Genomic DNA, 17,883 nt, shown 5'->3' with positions numbered 1-17,883 from the left:
CACCGATGAACGCCACCCTGCCTTCCGAACCGGGCATCCGCATCAGCCTCGCCGAGCTGATCGAGATGCGTCACCGCGTGCGCGAAGTGCAGCTGTTTTCCACGCCGAGCCAGCGCAGCCCGCTGATCGGCCTGCATCACTCGAAATTCCGTGGTCGTGGTGTCGACTTCGATCAGGTGCGGGTCTATCAGGCCGGTGACGACGTGCGCACCATCGACTGGCGCGTGACCGCACGGACTCAGGAGCCACACACCAAGCTGTTTCATGAAGAACGCGAACGGCCGATTTTCATCATGGTCGAGCAAAGCACGCGGCTGTTCTTTGGCTCCGGTCTGATGTTCAAGTCGGTGCTCGCGGCGCAGGCGGCGGCGCTGATCGGCTGGGCGGCGCTGGGTCACAACGATCGGGTTGGCGGGCTGGTGTTCGGCGACAACGAGCATTACGAAATCAAACCGCGCCGCAGCAAGCAGAGCCTGTTGCAGCTGCTCAACCGGCTGGTGAAGGTCAATCAGTCGCTGCACAGCGAGCGGGAGCCGGATCGCGATGCGTTCGGCGTGGCGTTGCGCCGGGCCCGCGAAGTGCTGCGACCGGGCAGTCTGGTGATCGTGATCTGCGACGAGCGCGCACTGTCCGACAGCGCCGAGCAGCAATTGAGCCTGTTGTCGCGCCATTGCGACCTGCTGATGCTGCCGCTGTCCGATCCGCTGGATCACGCCCTGCCCGCTGCCGGGCTGCTGAGATTCGCCGAGCGCGGCGCGCAGCTGGAACTCGACACTCTGAATTTCGACCTGCGCCAGACCTACCGCGCCCAGGCCGAAGCACGCATCGCCCGTTGGGAATTGCTCGCGCAGAAGCTGCGCGTGCTGTTGATGCCATTGAGCACCCAGAGCGAAATGGTCGAACAGATGCGCGAATTCCTTAACCCGCAACGTCCGGGGAAAGGTCGATGAACGGCCTCGAACAACTGCAACCGCTGATCTCCCCGCCACCGATTGCCTTCTGGCCGCCGGCGCCGGGCTGGTGGCTGCTGCTTTTGCTGGTGCCGGTGATCGGGTTTGCGGTCTGGCGTCTGCGGCGTTTCATTCCGATCAAGAAAAAACCGATCGTGCGCGCCGAGCTGCCGCTCGACCCGGTGCGCATCGCCGCACTCGCCGAACTGGCGCAGATGCCCAAACCCTACGACGGCGCCCCGGCCGGGGCCTGGCTGCAGCAACTCAACGGCCTGCTCAAGCGCCTGTGCCGCAACCACTATCCCTATAGCCAGAGCCACACCCTCAACGGCCGTAAATGGCTGGCGTTTCTCGACAACCGTTGCCCTGCCGCCGGCCTGACCCGCTGGATGGTGCTCGTCGAAGGCGCCTACAAACCCGAGTGCAAACTCGACGACAAAGCCATCGCCGGCCTTACCCAGGCGGTCGAGACCTGGATTCGCAAACATGTTTGAGTTCGCCTGGCCGTGGATATTTTTGCTGTTGCCGCTGCCGTGGCTGATGCGCCTCGTGCTGCCGGTGGCCGACAGCGGCGAGCCGGCGCTCAAAGTGAGTTTCCTGGGCGACCTGGAAGGCCTCGCTCGCCGTCGCGCCCGGGCCAATCTGCCAGCGTGGCGCCAGCAGGCACCGTTCATGTTGCTGTGGTTGTTTCTGCTGATCGCCGCCGCCCGCCCGCAATGGCTCGGCGAACCGCTGCCGATTGCCGCCAGCGGTCGTGATCTGCTGGTGGCAGTGGACGTGTCCGGCTCGATGGATTTCCCGGACATGCAATGGAACGACGAAGACGTCAGTCGCCTGTCGCTGGTTCAGCATTTGCTCGGTGATTTTCTGGAAAGCCGCGACGGCGACCGGGTCGGTCTGATCCTGTTCGGCAGCCAAGCCTACCTGCAAGCGCCGCTGACATTTGACCGGCGCACCGTTCGGGTCTGGCTTGATGAAGCACGGATCGGCATTGCCGGCAAGAACACCGCGATTGGCGACGCCATCGGTCTGGCCCTCAAGCGCCTGCGCATGCGTCCGGCCCAGAGCCGGGTGCTGATTCTGGTCACCGACGGCGCGAACAATGGCGGCGAAATCGACCCGCTGACCGCCGCTAAACTGGCCGCCAGCGAAGGCGTGAAAATCTACCCGATCGGCATCGGCGCCGACCCTGAAGAAAGCGGCGCCACGGCACTGCTCGGCACCAATCCGACCCTTGATCTCGACGAACCGGCGCTCAAGGCCATCGCCGACGTTACTGGCGGCCGCTATTTCCGCGCCCGCGATGGCAAGGAACTGCAAGCGATCAAAGACACCCTCGACCAGCTCGAGCCCGTGACCCAGCAGCCGACCCAGGCCCGCCCCACACAGGCGTTGTATCAGTGGCCACTGGCATTCGCGCTGCTGTTGAGCATTCTGCTGGTTGCCCGCGTACTGTGGCCCGACAACCTGCTGCAGCGTTTTTTCACCAAGGAGTTGTATCTGCAAAGCCCCTTGCCTGACTGGCGCGACCGCCTCAAACGCCTGCGTTTGCGGAGGCGCCGATGATCGCCCTGTGGCCGCACTGGTTCCGCCCCTGGTGGCTGTTGCTGCTGCCGGTGCTCGGCTGGCTGATCTGGCAGCTCTGGCACCGGCAGAAACGCGCCGGTCGTTGGCAAATGATTCTGCCGCCGGCCTTCCACGCCACGCTGCTCAGTGGCGGCAGCGGTCGCGACAGCAAGTTGCCGTGGGTCGCCCTGAGCATGGCCTGGCTGCTGACGATTCTGGCGTTGCTCGGGCCAAGCTGGGAACGGGTCGAACAGACCAGCCAGAAACCCGCCGACCCGTTGGTGGTGGTGCTGGAACTGACCCCGGAAATGCTCGCCACCGACTCGCCGCCAACGCGACTGGAACAGGCCCGGCGCAAGCTGTTCGACCTGTTGCAGGTGCGCAGCGATGCGCAGACCGCCATCGTCGTTTACGCCGGCAGCGCCCATACGCTGGTGCCGTTGTCGGATGACCTGGCGACCAGTCGCAATCTGCTCGACGCGCTCAAGCCTTCGCTGATGCCGGAAAGCGGCCACCGCGCCGATCTGGCGGTGAGCAAGGCATTGGCGCTGCTCAAGCAGGGTGCGTTGGGTCAGGGGCGGATTCTGCTGATTGGTTCTTCGCTTTCCGAAGAAGAACGCCAAGGCATTCGTCATGCGCTGAGCGGCCAATCGGCGCAGTTGTTGATGCTCGGTGTCGGCACCGCCGAGGGCGCGCCGATTGCTCAGGAGGACGGCAGTTTCCTCAAGGACGCTCAGGGCGCGATCCGCGTACCGCAACTCGACAGCCCTGGCCTTGGCGCGTTCCTCAACGCGGTCGGCGGCGAGTACCGCAGCGCACGCCTGGATGAATTCGATCTGGGCGACCTCGGCCTGCTCGACGGCCCGCGCAGCCTGCGCAGCGATGGCCAGACCGTGCGTCTCGACACCTGGGCCGATCAGGGTTACTGGCTGCTGTTGCCACTGCTGTTCCTCGCCGCGTGCGCCGGGCGGCGTGGCTGGCTGTTCTGCCTGCCGTTGCTGCTGGCATTGCCGCAACCGAGCTACGCCTTCGACTTCGAAGACCTGTGGCTGCGTCCCGATCAGCAAGGCCTGCATCTGCTCAAACAGAAGCGTCCGGCCGAGGCAGCGAAGCATTTCGAAGATCCGCAATGGCAAGGGGTGGCGTTGTACGAAGCCGGCGACTACAGTGGCGCCGCTCAGCGTTTCGCCGAGGGCAATGACGCCCACGCCCACTACAATCGTGGCAACGCACTGGCCAAAAGCGGCGAGCTGGAAGCGGCGCTGGACGCCTATGAACAGGCTCTGGAACGTCAGCCGGATCTGCGTCCGGCGCTGACCAACAAGGCGCTGGTGGAAAACCTGCTGAAACAGAAAAACGCCCCGCCGCCGGCCGAACCGCAAGACAAACCGGCGCAGCCAAACCTACCGGGCGACGAACCACCGCCACCGACCGCTCTGCCGCCAGCGGTCAAGAGCGAAACCCACAGCGAGCCGCAAACCGGCGAGTCCGCCAGCGAGCCGCCGCCGACTACCCCGCCGCTACCGGGCGCCAACGAGTTGCCGGACAGCGAACCGGGCGAGGAACAGAACACACCGCCGCTGCTGCGCCCCAATGAGGACAACCTCGAAGGCGAACAACAGCAGGCGCTGGAACAATGGCTGGGCAAGATCCCGGATGACCCGGGCGAACTGCTGCGACGCAAATTCTGGTACGAACAGCAACAACATCAGGATCAGGAAAACATTCGATGACCCGTTTCACCGCTCTCTTGCTGCCCCTGCTGATTTGCACGGCCACCGCCCAGGCGGCCGAGCTGACGGCCAGTGTGGATCGCAGTCGCCTGAACTCCGGCGAGACGGTGGAACTCACCCTCGAATCCAACGATGTCACGCAGTTCGGCAAACCGGACCTGAGCCCGCTGGAGCCGCTGTTCGAAGTGCGCGGCACGCGTCAGGTCAACCAATTGAACACGCTCAACGGTGACAACCGCGCCACCACGCGCTGGATCATCACGTTGCTGCCCAAGGAGAACGGCAGCGTTGAAATCCCGCCGCTGAAACTGGGCGACGTCGAGAGCCAGCCGATCACCGTGCAAGTGATCGAGAGCGACACCCGCGAAGAAAACAATGCCCGCGAACCGGTGTTCATCGAGGCCAGCCTCGACCAGACCAGTGTCTACGTGCAGGCCCAGGCCATCCTCACGTTGCGCATCTACCATTCGGTGTCGCTGTACGACGACAGCAGCCTGACGCCATTGCAGATCGCCGACGCGCGCATCGAGCAACTGGGCGACATGCGCACCTACGAAAAAGACATCAACGGTGTGCGCCACGGCGTGATCGAGATGCGCTATGCGATCTATCCGCAGCACAGTGGATTGCTGAGCATCGCCCCGCAAACGTTCAGCGCCACACTGGTCGATACCCAGCCCTCGCAGGACGCCACGACGCAGGGGCCGAAGCCGGGCAAACTGATGCACATCAGCTCCGCCGCGACTTCGCTGACGGTCAAACCCAAACCGATGACCTACCCCAGCGATGCGCCGTGGCTGCCGGCCCGCAGCCTGAGCCTGAGCGAAAGCTGGAACCCGGAGCCGGAGCACACCCAGGTCGGCGACTCCCTGACCCGCAGCCTGACCCTCAAGGTCGAAGGCCTGGCCAGCTCGCAACTGCCCGCCCTGCCCGCCACCGAAGCCAACGGCCTGCGCCGCTACCCGGATCAACCGGTGCTGAACAACCAGAGCAGCGACCGCGGCCTGATCGGCAGCCGCGAAGAACGTGAAGCGCTGGTGCCGAGCCGCAGCGGCTCGATCGAGTTGCCAACAGTAGACGTGGTCTGGTGGAACACCTTCGAAGATCACCTGGAACACACCAGCCTGCCGGCGCGCACCCTGCAGGTGGCGAACAACCCGAGCCTGCAAGTCGACACCCCGGCGGGCAACGCCCAACCGCTCAGCGCCGCCGACAGCGAAGCCTTGTGGTGGTGGAAGCTCAGCACGTTCGTTTTCGCCTGCACCACCCTGCTCGGCTTCGGCCTCTGGTGGCGTGCCCGCTGGCAACCGGCAATCCTGCGCGCCGCACAAACCGGCCCGAGCCCCCGCACCCTGCTCGACGACATCAAACGCGCCAGCCAGGCCAACGACCCCCACGCCACCCGCCAGGCCCTCGACGCCTGGGCCCGTCAGCAGCCGGAAACACTGGCGGACATGGCGGCGCGATTTGTGCCGCTGTCGGATGCGCTTGATGGGCTGAACGGCGCGCTGTACAGCGAGACCGGGCAGCATTGGCAGGGAGAGGATTTGTGGCGGGCGATTAGGACGATTCCGACGGCGGAGCGGGTGCAGGATCCGGTTGGGGATAGTGGGTTGCCGCCGCTTTATCCGAAGTAGTTCAAGTAATCGTCAGCGTCTGATTACTCACGACAACTGACGATCACCTCTCATGGGTTTGGCCATCAATAGTTGAACTTCGTCCGCACTTGCTCGCCTTAATCCCAAAAGGGGACAATCCCAAAAGGGGACAGATCTATTTAATCAAATAAATCTGTCCCCTTTTTTTCTTTCAATTTTTCACACCTTATAACCTGCCTCTCTCATCTTCCTTAAAAGCGTCTCATCAAGTTGCTGATCAGAAGTACCTCTCATCGACTTGACACTTTTCCAATGCCAAATCACAGAAATAACCTTATCATCCAAACGATCATACTCCTCCAAAAAAGCTTCTGCCAAAACATACTTATCCAGATCATGAACAGTTTCCAGCATCATATTAAACACTGTGCTCGGCAACTCTCCATCCAATATTTTTGCAAATAGACGCCTATTTTCCGAAAGTGACATAAGTGGTGTATCCGTCATCTTCAATTTTCTCGACCTTCGTGAAGCCGTACTTTTGGGATATTTTTCCGGTCCACGTGTTCAAAGCAGCATTTTCTGGTGACATCCCATTGGCGATATTCTGACGATATTGAGCAGTATTCACACTGCCAGCATCCTTCTCCCAAGAGCCACGGATTTTATTGACCTGGACACCTTCACTGCCGATTCGCCGCATCGCGCTAGCGAACATATCCGTACCCGAAGCCTCGAAATAAGGATGGTCCTTCGCCGCGCGAATTTCAAACGCCAGAACTCCTTCGTCATTCACTCGGACAATCAATCCCGCTATTCCATCAGGATTGCCGTATTTCCACGTAGTAATCCCATTGACGGTAGGCAATCTATCAAACGCATTGGTAACATCGATTTTCGGGATGGGTGGCTCAATTTTTTCCACCCCAATGACGCTTTTCGCAAACCCCGAGCTTACCCGACCTATTACGGCAGCCAGCCCTAAAAAGGAGAGCTCGCCAGCCATGAACTGGCCCCACGCTTTGACGAACTCGGTGGCAGGCTGCACACCCTCAAAACCTTGCCCTTCACCGAGTGCTCGTTGTACTTGGGCAATGTCCTCTGCTGATGCCCCTATGCTTTGCATGTACTCCGTCAAGGTCGTTGATGCGTTGGCATACTCCGTCAACCCCGGAGGCATGTGAAAATCATGATTGTAGGTCGTAGCATTCCCGGCAATGCCTGCACCCAGTTGCAGGTCATCACCTACCGCTGCTGCCCCTATCATCCCGGTAAGTTGAGAAAGCATTTGATGCATATCTTTGTTAGTGCCGACGAAGTCAGCCAGAACGTTCATCGCCGCTTCGTTCAGGCCGGCAGCCGCCGCTCCGGTGGCAAAATCTCCGCCCATGGCCTGTGACAGTAAGCCTCCCATCAGCGCATGCGCGACAGTCTTTTCAAGACTGCCCTCTGGAAACTTGATGGTGTCACCAACCCAATTGAACCCGGTTGCCATGGCGACGCTACCCGCCTGCCCCACCAGTGCCGCGCCAAAGTTGTCACCAAAGCTGCCGCCGCCAATGGCGGTCGAAATCCCACTGGTGATGATCGCCCGGCCAGTCGTCCGGATAGCGACGTCGGTAAAGTTGCTGCTCGTCAGGACGTTTGCAGTTTTGCTGGTTCCACCCGCAAACCAGTTTGAGTCCGCATAGTTCAGCACGCCTGCGGTAAACCCGGCGATGGCCGCGCTCTTGAGGCTGTCGGCGCTGAAGGTGTCCTTTAAAGCAGCTCCCAGGTTGCCCTTGTTGCTGATGGTGCTGGTCACAGCAGTGGTGGCCAAAGAGGTGGCAATTGCGCCGCCGAAGCCACCACTGGTCAATGCCAATCCTCCGGGCCCCATGACAAACGACATCATGATCGCGATGGCTATTTGTGCTGCCGGGCCCACACCAGAGTTTTCATACTTGAACGACTCGTGGATTTCCTTGACGCGTCGCCAATCGACGTCTCCACGAGACTCGGCATCTTTCAGCCAGGCCAACTGCGGATCTGCCTTGACCATAGCGTCGATGGTCTGGCTGACGGACTCCTGGTTAACGTCCTTGATATCGATCTTCAGCCCATCAACGGCTTTGATCACCACGTTGCCCTTGGCAATCATCTGGGTCTGACGCAGGGTCTCGTCGGTATTGCCTCGACCTTTGGAAGATACCCATGCTGCGCTGTTATTGGTCTTGGTATGGCTTTCGTCATGAAAGTCCTTGACCCCTTCAAACGTGATCGCGCCACCACTGTCCAGCGTGATGTTGTTTCCGCTTTCCAGTTTGGCAACCTGATAAAGCTGATCGCCCTTGCTGGACAGCGTCAAATCACCGCCCGCCTTGATTTCAGAGCCGACATGCTTGATGTCGGTCACCTCATCGCGCTTCAACTTGAGCTTGCCGAAACTGCCCTTTTTCTTCTTGTCGTAGAGCGAGTAATCGGAATCCTGCGCAGCAAGAATATCGAGGTTCTCACCCGCAACCAGATAGGCCTCGTCGCCGGCAGTGATACGGCTGGAAATCACACTGAGGTCTTTACCCGCATCCAGTCTGACGTCGCCGCCTGCCGAAATGCCGGACATGACCTGGCTGACATGGTCCTCCTGAACGGTGAGTTTCTTGCTCTTGGACAGGGAGTGGGTTTCATCCGCCCCAGACGTGATGACCACGTCTCCGGTTGCCTTGATCGCAACGTCACGTTTTGCATCGATCTGGCTTGCGATGACGTTGATATCGCGCTTGGCGTCAGCCTTGAAGTCACGACCAGCGTCGATTTCCGCACCCAGCTGGGTGATGTCACTGCTGTTGTGCCTGGCGTCTTGGTAAACGCTGTTGGTGACCTGAGCGGATGAGACGTTGATGTCACGCCCGGCATTCACGACCATGTCCTGGCCGCTTTTCATCACGCCACCGGCGATGTTGATGTCTTTGGCCGCTTTGACGGTCAGGTCATTGGCCGCTTCGATCCTTGCCGCGTTGTCGGCGTAGTCATGATGCTGGGTGCCAAACCGGGTGCTGTTGTCGGAGGAAGTGATTGTCCGCTCGTTGACCACATCGCCTTTGAGCGTGGTCAGGTTCACATCGCGCCCGGTGATGATGCCGCCGGAATTGTTGACGATGTCGTTGGTCGCCAGCAGATCCAGACGGTTACCCGCCTCGATCAGGCCGCTGTTGACGATGTCCTTGCCCGCCGTCGCCGACAGATTATTCGTCGCCTTCAACGTCCCGACGTTATCCAGATTGCCGCCGGCAATCAGCGTCACATCGTTACCGGCAATCAGCGCACCGGTCGGGCCGAGGCGGCCGTTGGCCTGGGCCAGGTACAGCACCGGCACCAGCACTTTTTCGCCGTTCACTTCGTGCTCTTCGAGCCAGACGATGTCGTGGGTCAGCGCCGCCACTTGTTCGGCCGTGAGACCCACGCCGATCGACAGGTTGAGGGCGTCCTTGCTGGCGATGGCGTTGTCCATCAGGTAGCGGAACATGTCCTCGTTGTTGCTGCGGCCATCGATGAAGGCCTGGCCGGTACGCGCGGTCACGGCTTGCTGTACCAGACGCTGTTCAAAGAGGCCGTCACCCAGGCGCTTGGCGCTCTGGTCCGGGTCATAACCGAGTTTGCCGAGCAGGTAGTCCGAACTCATGAAGGACTTGAGATCGGTCAGCGCCGGGTTGGTTTCGATCAGGTATTTGTGGCCGTTCGCCGGGGCCTTGGTGTCTGGCAGGCCCGTCACGCGGGTGACCGGGCGACTGTCGATCGACTCCCGGGCGTCATTGCCACGTCCGCCCCTGCCGGGACCGGCCGGATTCACCGGAACGTTCACATCGAGCGTGCTGGCGACCGCTTTGACCACGGTAGGGTCGCGCCGAAAGGTATCGACTGCGCGCGTGCTGTCAGAGACCGGTGCAGGAGCATCGACCAGCAAATTGCGCGGACCGCCGCTGGTGCCTGCGACCAGATGCTGCTCGGCCTTGACCGACTCGCCGGTCATTGTCCAGGTGGGCGACGGACCTGTAGCGACGACCGGGGAAAGATTACTGGCGCCTTGAGTACTCAGACGGAACAGGCCCTTGTCGCCGGTTGGCAGAGAAAAGCCGGGCAAGGTCAGCGGGTTGACTTGCTGTTGCGCCAGTTCCGGAGGCAGCTGGCTGTTGATCCTGATGACGGCTGTGCCGGAATTGCCGACGTTGGTGTTACCGACCTTGTTGGTACCTCCCGTCGAACCGTAGTCCTGATGGATAACGCTGTTTTCCAGATTCTGGGCGGCAATGATCGAGACGTTGCCACCCGCCTGGATGACGGCATTGCGACCCGTGTTGGTGCTGGCGGCACCGGTGCTGTCAACGGCGACCTCAGTGACAGACTCCGGTTTGTACTGGGTCAACTGGCCAGGAAGTTCGACCAGGTTGTTCGGGTCATACAGGGAGGGGGTTGTGGTTTCAAAGCCGTAGTTCACGTCTGGTATCGCGTTGCCCCATCCACGCAGCTTACTGACGACCGCGCCAGTTTCGCTGTCCTTGAGTGTTACAACTTCAAACCACTCGCCGTCGCGCCCCCCTTCTCTCATACGCGTGGACTTGGGAATGGCCTTACGTATGCTGCCTCCCGCTCCGATGTAATAAACAAATGGAAAATCAGGGTTATTGCGCTGGTTGTAAGGCAACACGACACTGTCAAAGAACCGCTTGGTACCACCGTCGGTCATGCTGAGTACGTAAGTACTTGTGCGTTCGATGGTGCCGCTTTTCGCCCCGATGTTTTTGAGACTGTCTGCGGTGATATTGATATTGCCGCCAGCAGCGACGGTGCTTTTACTATTGAGAAACGTACCTCCCTGGAAAACAAAATCCTTGCCGACATTAAGCACTGCCGAGGGGCTGCGATCAGCGTCCGTACTTTGATAAAACTCTTTGGCCATCAGCGTGAAGACGTAATTGTCACCCTGGCAGTCATTGCAAATATTGGCGATATAACCCGACACCAATTTGCGGTCACCCGACATCACCGGACCTTCCGTACGGTTCTCGAAAACATCGGCGTTGATAGTGAACCCACTACCGCTCTCCATTGAGCCGGAGATGTTGTAGACACCCGCCGCCCGCGCGGCACCGCCGTAACCATTGATGGTCACGTTCCCTAATCCGTAGAAATCACCGTGCTGGTTGGTCAGGTTGCCGACATTCAGCGTCATGTCCTTGCCGCTGAAGATCAGCCCGCGGTCATTGAGCAATGAAGGGGTGTTGATGTTCAGGTTCTGCGCCGCACCCAACGTGCCGTAGTTGGCGACACTGCCGGCGTTCACGGTCAGATCTTCACTGGAGGTGATGCGGCCCGAGTTGACGAGCGATCCACCGGTACTGATCGTCGACGATCCGTCAGCGGCGATGCTGCCGGCACTACCGATGTTGACTTGCGCTGCACTCAGGTTCAGACCACGCTGACTCGACATCCGCCCATTGCCGCCATAGGCACCGGTCAGTTGCATGTCGATCAGGCCATCACTGGCGAGCAGACCGTCGTTGGTCCAGTTGCCCCCACGTATCTGCAGAAGATCGGAGGCCAGCAGCTTGCCGCTGGCGCTCTGGCTGAACTGGCGGACATTCACGTTCAATCGCCCGGCCTGAATCACGCTGGAGTTGTTCCAGGTGTCGGCCGTCAGGTCCAGCAGGCCACCGGTGGTAATGCTGCCGCCGGCGCCGATCACGTTGGCCGTGGAGAGATCGAATCGGCCACGGCCGACGTGGTTGAGCTGCCCGCCACCGTTGAGGAAGCTGCCGACGGCCAGGGTCATGTCGGTGTTCGCGGTTTCCAGCACGCCATTGCGGTTGTCCAGCAGGCCACCGATCTGGAACTCGGTCTTGCCAGAGGTGCCCAGCGAACGCAGTCGGCCATTCTGGTTATTGACGCTGGCCGCTTTGACGGTCAGTCGGGTGTTGCTTTCAATGACACCCGCGCTGTTGCTCAGCGCACCACTCAAGCCAAAGTCGATGCGCTCGGCGGCGATCTGCCCGGCGACGTTGTCCAGGCTCGAGCCGCTTACGCCAGCCACCCCTTTGGCGTAGATCACGCCGTTGCGGTTATCGAATGCAGCGGTGGTGATATTCGCATCGGAGCCTTGCGCCGAGATGCGCCCACCGTTGTTGTCCAGACCGGCCAGTGCCGAAAGCTTCAGGCCCTGAGCCTGAATGACGCCGACCTGGCGATTGTTGTTCAGGTCGAAGCCATTGCGCAGGACACCGACGGTACGCGCCTCAAGCGCGCCCTTGATGCTGGCCAGAATTCCGCCGCGGTTATCGATGCTGGCTGCGCCGATCGTCACGTCGCCTTCCTGAGCGATGATTTTTCCGCTCTGGTTATCGAGATCGCCAGTAACGTCGAGTGTCAGGCCGGTCTGGCTCTGGATCGAACCTTTGCCGTTGGCCAGGCTTGCCGCCTTGAGTTGCAGGCTGCCGGTCTGGCTGTAGATCAAGCCGTCGGCATCGTTACGCACGGCGGCGCTGGCGGTAATCTGCAAGTCATCCTTGGCCGCAATGGTGCCTTTGCTACCGTTGTCCAGCGAGCCGGTCAGCAGTTGCAGCGAGCCTTGACTGGCGAGCTGGCCGTTGCGGTTGCTCAGATCGCTGACGCCTTTGATCACGACCGGACCGGTGCCCGCCAGTTTGCCGGCGTTGTTGTTCAGTTGCCCCGCCAGGTTCAGGGTGATCGCGCCGTTGGCCGCGAGTTTGCCCCCGTTGTTATCCAGGCTCGAAGCGTTGGCAGTGAGCGCCTGGAGCGCGTTGATAGAACCGCCTGCGTTGGTCAGTGCAGTGCTGGTGATGTCCAGTGCGGCGCCACTGTCGATCAGGCCGCCCTGATTGTTGTTGAGTGCGCCTTTGAGCGTGAGGGTCTGCCCTGCCGCACTGCTGAGGATGCCTTTGTCGCTGTTGTCGAGGCTGGCGGCATTGACGGTCAGATTGCCTTGCGAAACCAGAGCGCCGTTACCGCTGTTGAGCAGAGCGCCCTTGAAATCGACCGACACATCGCCGTTGCGGCTTGAGAGCGTGCCGTTGGCGCGGTTGTCCAGACTGTCGCCACTGACGCTCAACTGCTGCCAGCCCGAGAGCAAGCCGTTCTGGTTGGTCAGGGTCGTACCGCTGAGCTTCAGTTTCTCGCCGCTGATGATCTTGCCGGCATTGTTGTTCAACGCCCGGGCAATGACGTCGAACCCCAGGCTGCTGGAGATTTCACCGCTCTGGTTGTTCAGGTCGCGCAAGCGCTTGAGGGTCAACGGCCCCTTGGCCGTCAATAAACCATTGGTGTTGTCGAGGTCGCCATTGGCAAGATCCACGGTGACAGCTTTGTCGCCCAGCAGACGCCCGCCGTTCTGGGTCAGGGAGGTCAAGGTCAGGTCGATGTCACCGCCGGCGGAGACTTCACCGCTGTTGCTGGAGTCCAGCGATGTCGCGGTGAGCGACAGGTTGCCCTCACTGCTAATCAAACCTTTCTCGCGATTGTTCAGCGCCATCGCGTTGAGCGTGACGGCACTGACACCCTGCAATACACCGCCCTGATTGTTCAGGTCGGTACTGCGAATGCGCAGCGCTTGCGCCGCACTCACAAGGCCGTCGCTATCATTGCGCAGCAATCCATCTGCGGTCAGGTCAAGGTCGGCATGGCTGATCAGGCTGCCGCCACTGTTGTTAAGACTGCCGGCCCGGGCATCGATCGATGCTGCACCGATCATGCCTTTGACGTTGTCCAGAGCCTGGGCGATTCGCAGCGTCAGGCTCTGAGTGCTCAGCAATTTGCCATTGCCGTTGTCCAGATTTTGCGCCGCCACGGTAAAGGCTTCACCGCTGGAAATTTCTCCGCCCTGGTTATTCACGCCATTGAGCTGCTTGAGCAGCAGCGTACCGGGGGCATTGATCAAACCATTCTGGTTATTAAGCTGGCCATTGTTCATGTCCAGGCTCAGGCGAGTGTTGCTGAACAGCTTGCCGCCCTGTTGCTCTAGCCCCGTGACCGACGCCATCAAAGCGCCCTGGCTGCCAATCTGCCCGCCATCGCGGTTGGTGACCTTCCCCGCGACGAGGTTCAGGGTATCGGCGCTGCTGAGCTTGCCGGTGCTGTTGTCGTAGTCGCCAGTGGTGACGCTGGCCGCGCCCTTGGCGCTGAGTATGCCTGCCTGGCGGTTGTCGAGGCGGGTGCTGTCGAGCACCAGCGCCCCATCGGTGACCACCGCACCGCCCTGGTTATCAACGCTGCCGCGACTCTCGATTGTCAGGTCCGCCGCGCTGGAAAGGCTGCCTTTCATGTTGGTCAGTTGCGAGGTATTGACCGTCAGGGCGCTTTCGCTACTGACCTTGCCCTGGCTGTTGTCGAATGCACCGCCCAGCGTCAGCCCCATGGCCTGCTGGCTCAGCAGTTCACCACCACTGTTGTCCAGCGATTTGCCGTGCAGATCGAACGAGGTGCTGGCATTGATCAGCCCCTTGTTGCGGTTGATCAATTGCTCGACAGTGAGCGTCAACGACTGGCCGGTGAAGATTTTGCCGGCGTCACTGTTGTCGAGTTTTTTGCCGGTCACCTGCAGATCGCTATTGGTGCTGATTTCACCGCCGCGGTTATCCAGATCCCAAACGTTAAGAGTCATGGTTCTGGTCGAGCCGAGCAGTCCGCCCTGACGGTTGTCGAGCAGGTCGGCATCGAGTTTGAGGACGCCGGTGGCGATCAACTGGCCGTCCTGGTTATCGAGCTTTTTCGCCTGCACGGTGGCATCCGACTTGCCGGCGATGCTGCCGCCACGGTTGTCCAGCGTCTGCGCCGTCAGTTCGAGTTTGCCGTCGGCAATCACCGTACCAAGCTGGTTATCCAGGGTGTTGTCGGTCGTCAGCGTCAGCGGGCCACGGCTGCTGATCAAGCCTTCATTGTTGTCGAGGCTGGCGCTGTGACTGTCCAGTGATGTACCGGAAATAACGCCTTTGGTGTTGTTCAGCGCCTGCGCAATGCGTACGGTCAAGCCTTGCTGACTCAGCAGTTTACCGTTGCTGTTGTCCAGGTCATGGGCGGTCAGTGCGAAAGCTTGCTGGCTGGAGATTTCACCGCCCTGGTTGTTCACGCCACTGAGTTGCTTGAGCAGCAATTCGCCGGGCGCATTGATCAAACCGTTCTGGTTGTTCAACTGGCCGTTGTTCAAATCAAGACTCAGGCTGGTCTTGCTGAACAGTTCACCGCCCTGCTGATCGAGGCCGGTGACCGACATGGTCATGGCTTGCTGACTGGCGATGCGGCCTGCAGCGTTGTTGACCTGTCCCGCCGTGAAGTCCAGCGTTCCACCACTGATCAGGCGCCCGCCCTGGCTATTGTCGACATCGCCGCTGTCGATCCGGCTGTTGTCCTTGCCGGAGATCAGGCCTTTCTGACTATTGTCGAGACTGGCGCTCTTGAGTTTCAGAGTGCTGTCGGTGCTGATGGAGCCACCCTGATTGAGCAGCGCGCCAAGGCTGGTCAACGCCAGGGCACCGGCGCTGGTCAGGTTGCCGGCATTGTTATCGACACGGCCGGCATTGAGGGTCAACGTGCCTTCGCTGCTGATGAGCCCCTGGCCGTTGAGCAGTGCATCGTCCAGTGTGATGACCAGGCCTTTAAAGCTATCGAACGAGCCACCGGTGTTATCCAGCGTGCTGCCGGTCAGTTTCGTCGCACCACTGGCGACGATCATGCCTTTGTTCTGGTTGATCAATCGGGTAACAGCAAGCTCCAGATCGCTGGCCGCGAGAATCTTGCCTCCGTCGCTGTTGTCCAGACGCTGGCCCTTGATGTTGAGCAACAGGTTGCCAGATAGCTCGCCCGCTCGGTTATCGATGTCATCGACCGCGAGAGTCAGCGCTTTTTTGGTGCCGATCAGCCCGCCGTTACGGTTGTCGAGTGTGGTGCCGGTCAGGCTCAGATTGCCCTGTGCGACCAGTGCGCCGCCCTGCTGTTGCAGCAGACCGATGGTCGCGGTCAAGTCGCCCTGGCTGGAGATCCGCCCTTTGGCGTTCTGCACCTCGCCGGCCTTGATACCGACAGCGCCAACAGCGCTGACCAGGCCATTGCTGTTGTCCAGTCGCGTGCCCGCGTAGGTAACGCCGGCCTTGCCGATGATCAGACCGTTGTCGCGGTTATCCAGTCGATCAACATTCAGCGTCAGTTGTCCGTCGCCTTGCAGCGCGCCGCCACGGTTGTCTGCCGAATCACTTCGCAAGGCCAGTGTGCCTTTGCCGATGACCTTGCCGTCACGATTGTCGAGATGATCGGCCCGCACATCGATGGCGCCTCTGGCAGTGATTTCGCCCTTGTTGCGGTTGTCGAGCAGACCACTGACCCGCACTACAAGACCGCCATCGCTGACCACGACCCCGGCGTCACGGTTATCGAGACTGCCGGCCTTGAGGTCGAGAGCAACGCCGGAACCGAGCATGCCGTCGCGATTGTCCAGCGCCGCGCTGAGATCAATGTTGAGCCCCAGATCGCCCAGAATCTGGCCTCCGAGGTTGTTGACGGACGTCCCGCTGAGTCGAGTGATACCGGAACTCGAAATCTGACCGTTGCTGTTGTTCAACTGACCGATCGTGGCCGTCAGGCTGCCCTTTGCGTCGATCAAGCCTTGGCTGTTGTGCACTTGATTGGCGGTCACGTTCAGCGCGCCTTTGCTCAGCACACGCCCGTCATTCTGGTTGTCCAGTGTCCCTGCAACGATGCTTGCGATCTGCGCAGCACTCAGCGTGCCGCCCTGGTTACTCAGCACCTGCGCGGCATTCACCGCCAGATTGCGGCTCGCCACCAGGCTCTTGCCACGGTTGTCGATGTTTTGCGCACTCAGGCTCAGATCGCCATTGGCATTACGACCGCCGTCAGCGTTGACCCCGGCTTCAATAGTCCCGGCGTTTGTGAGCTGACCGCCCGCACTGAGGCTGATGCTATCCCGCGCCGCAAGCGTCTGCCGGTTGGTCAGGTCGCCCTGGGTCTGTACGTTCAGCGAGGTGCCGGCGTAGACCGCCGCTCGGGTTTCCAGGCTCGCGGCCTTGACGTTGACCGCGCCAGTAGCGGAGGTCTCGGCCAGTCTCAACTGGCCGTTGGCATCGAGCTGGATGTCACCGCCGCTGGCGATCAGTTTGCCGTCCAGCTTCACCCCGACCCCGGCTTCGGTGCCGACCAGTTTGATCGCACCGGCGTACATCCCGCCCAGCGCCGAGGAGTCGATGGCCAGTTGCGGCTTGGCGCTGCCGTCGTCGGCGCGGGCGGTGGCGTTCAGGGTTTCAGCGTTGACGTCGTTGCGCCCGGCAACGATGGTCAGGTTTTTCGCCTGGATCTCGGCGTTGATCTTCGCGCTGCGGGTGATGATTTCGAAGCGGTCGACGTTGGTTGCGTTGAGCCCGGCGCCCTCAATGGCGACGCTGCCCTGATCGACCTGGAAACGGTCCAGCCGACCGCTGCCATCCAGCACCGGTTTGCCGGTGGTGAGGGTGACGCGGGGCGTGTTGATGAAACCGCAACCGTTGCAACTGATGCCGTACGGGTTGGCGACGATCACCCGTGCCGACTGCCCCGCCACTTCGGTGTAACCGCGCAACTGGCTCGGGCTGCCGCCGATGACTTCGTTGAGGATCGCCTGTGCCGAACCACTGTTTTTCAGGTGCGGGTTGTCAATGATGTAGCCGCCCAGTTGAGTGGACGAAGCCTGGTTGGCGCCGTTGTTGAGGATGACGCCCTGCGCGCTGACGTTGTACTCATGGAACTGGTTGTGCGACAGCCCGCTGCCGTTGGGCGTGGCGATGTTGATGATCTGCACGCCGTTGCCGGCGCGATCAAGGGTGGTGCCGGGGTTGGCCACCACAATGCCGTCGGCCTGGGCCCACATCGGTTGCCAGAACATGACGTTGGCCAGCAGAAAAGCGATCCCGCGCTTGGGCATGCCCAGAAAGGTATCGCGGCGTTCTACGGCCGCAGATGGCAGGCGAGCGAGGAAGGCGTACTGGCGAACGTCCATGTTGAAGT

The 17,883-nt window shown here is 60.8% G+C and carries 7 protein-coding genes; 5 read left to right on the top strand and 2 right to left on the bottom strand.

Going from position 1 to position 17,883, the window contains the following annotated elements; translation table 11 throughout:
* Positions 1-5: 5 nt before the first annotated feature.
* Genes MKZ87_RS01305 through MKZ87_RS01285 form a run of 5 tightly spaced genes read left to right on the top strand, consistent with a single transcriptional unit; the run spans position 6 to position 5,886 of the window.
* The gene (locus tag MKZ87_RS01305) at positions 6-950 is read left to right on the top strand and encodes a DUF58 domain-containing protein (RefSeq protein WP_085698330.1); all 945 of its coding nucleotides are present in this window, start codon (positions 6-8) and stop codon (positions 948-950) included.
* Complete coding sequence (locus tag MKZ87_RS01300) at positions 947-1,444, top strand: DUF4381 domain-containing protein (protein ID WP_085698329.1); 498 nt, start codon at positions 947-949, stop codon at positions 1,442-1,444. Before MKZ87_RS01305 ends, MKZ87_RS01300 begins: the two co-directional genes overlap by 4 nt.
* Positions 1,437-2,516, top strand: a complete 1,080-nt coding sequence (locus MKZ87_RS01295; RefSeq protein WP_085698328.1) for a vWA domain-containing protein — start codon at positions 1,437-1,439, stop codon at positions 2,514-2,516. Before MKZ87_RS01300 ends, MKZ87_RS01295 begins: the two co-directional genes overlap by 8 nt.
* Positions 2,513-4,249 (top strand): vWA domain-containing protein, encoded by a 1,737-nt coding sequence (locus tag MKZ87_RS01290; protein ID WP_266200095.1) that lies wholly within the window; start codon positions 2,513-2,515, stop codon positions 4,247-4,249. Before MKZ87_RS01295 ends, MKZ87_RS01290 begins: the two co-directional genes overlap by 4 nt.
* Entirely contained in the window at positions 4,246-5,886 is a 1,641-nt protein-coding gene (locus MKZ87_RS01285) for a BatD family protein (RefSeq protein ID WP_266200094.1), read from the top strand. Before MKZ87_RS01290 ends, MKZ87_RS01285 begins: the two co-directional genes overlap by 4 nt.
* A 180-nt stretch (positions 5,887-6,066) precedes the next feature.
* On the opposite strand, the gene MKZ87_RS01280 is transcribed toward MKZ87_RS01285, so the two are convergent.
* Both MKZ87_RS01280 and MKZ87_RS01275 read right to left on the bottom strand, forming a co-directional pair.
* Positions 6,067-6,336, bottom strand: a complete 270-nt coding sequence (locus tag MKZ87_RS01280; protein ID WP_085698325.1) for a hypothetical protein — start codon at positions 6,334-6,336, stop codon at positions 6,067-6,069.
* On the bottom strand, positions 6,317-17,875 hold the full coding sequence (locus MKZ87_RS01275) for a filamentous hemagglutinin N-terminal domain-containing protein (protein ID WP_266200093.1): 11,559 nt from the start codon (positions 17,873-17,875) through the stop codon (positions 6,317-6,319). Before MKZ87_RS01275 ends, MKZ87_RS01280 begins: the two co-directional genes overlap by 20 nt.
* Positions 17,876-17,883: the final 8 nt, after the last annotated feature.

The organism is Pseudomonas sp. MCal1, from assembly GCF_026341415.1.
GTDB lineage: Bacteria > Pseudomonadota > Gammaproteobacteria > Pseudomonadales > Pseudomonadaceae > Aquipseudomonas.
Note: the sequence above shows the minus strand (reverse complement) of the source record. Positions and strands in the feature narration are given on the sequence as shown.

Coding starts and splice junctions, on each gene's coding strand:
- MKZ87_RS01290 (WP_266200095.1), top strand. CDS start 2,513: ATGATCGCCCTGTGGCCGCACTGGTTCCGCCCCTGGTGGCTGTTGCTG.
- MKZ87_RS01280 (WP_085698325.1), bottom strand. CDS start 6,336: ATGTCACTTTCGGAAAATAGGCGTCTATTTGCAAAAATATTGGATGGA.
- MKZ87_RS01275 (WP_266200093.1), bottom strand. CDS start 17,875: ATGGACGTTCGCCAGTACGCCTTCCTCGCTCGCCTGCCATCTGCGGCC.
- MKZ87_RS01305 (WP_085698330.1), top strand. CDS start 6: ATGAACGCCACCCTGCCTTCCGAACCGGGCATCCGCATCAGCCTCGCC.
- MKZ87_RS01295 (WP_085698328.1), top strand. CDS start 1,437: ATGTTTGAGTTCGCCTGGCCGTGGATATTTTTGCTGTTGCCGCTGCCG.
- MKZ87_RS01285 (WP_266200094.1), top strand. CDS start 4,246: ATGACCCGTTTCACCGCTCTCTTGCTGCCCCTGCTGATTTGCACGGCC.
- MKZ87_RS01300 (WP_085698329.1), top strand. CDS start 947: ATGAACGGCCTCGAACAACTGCAACCGCTGATCTCCCCGCCACCGATT.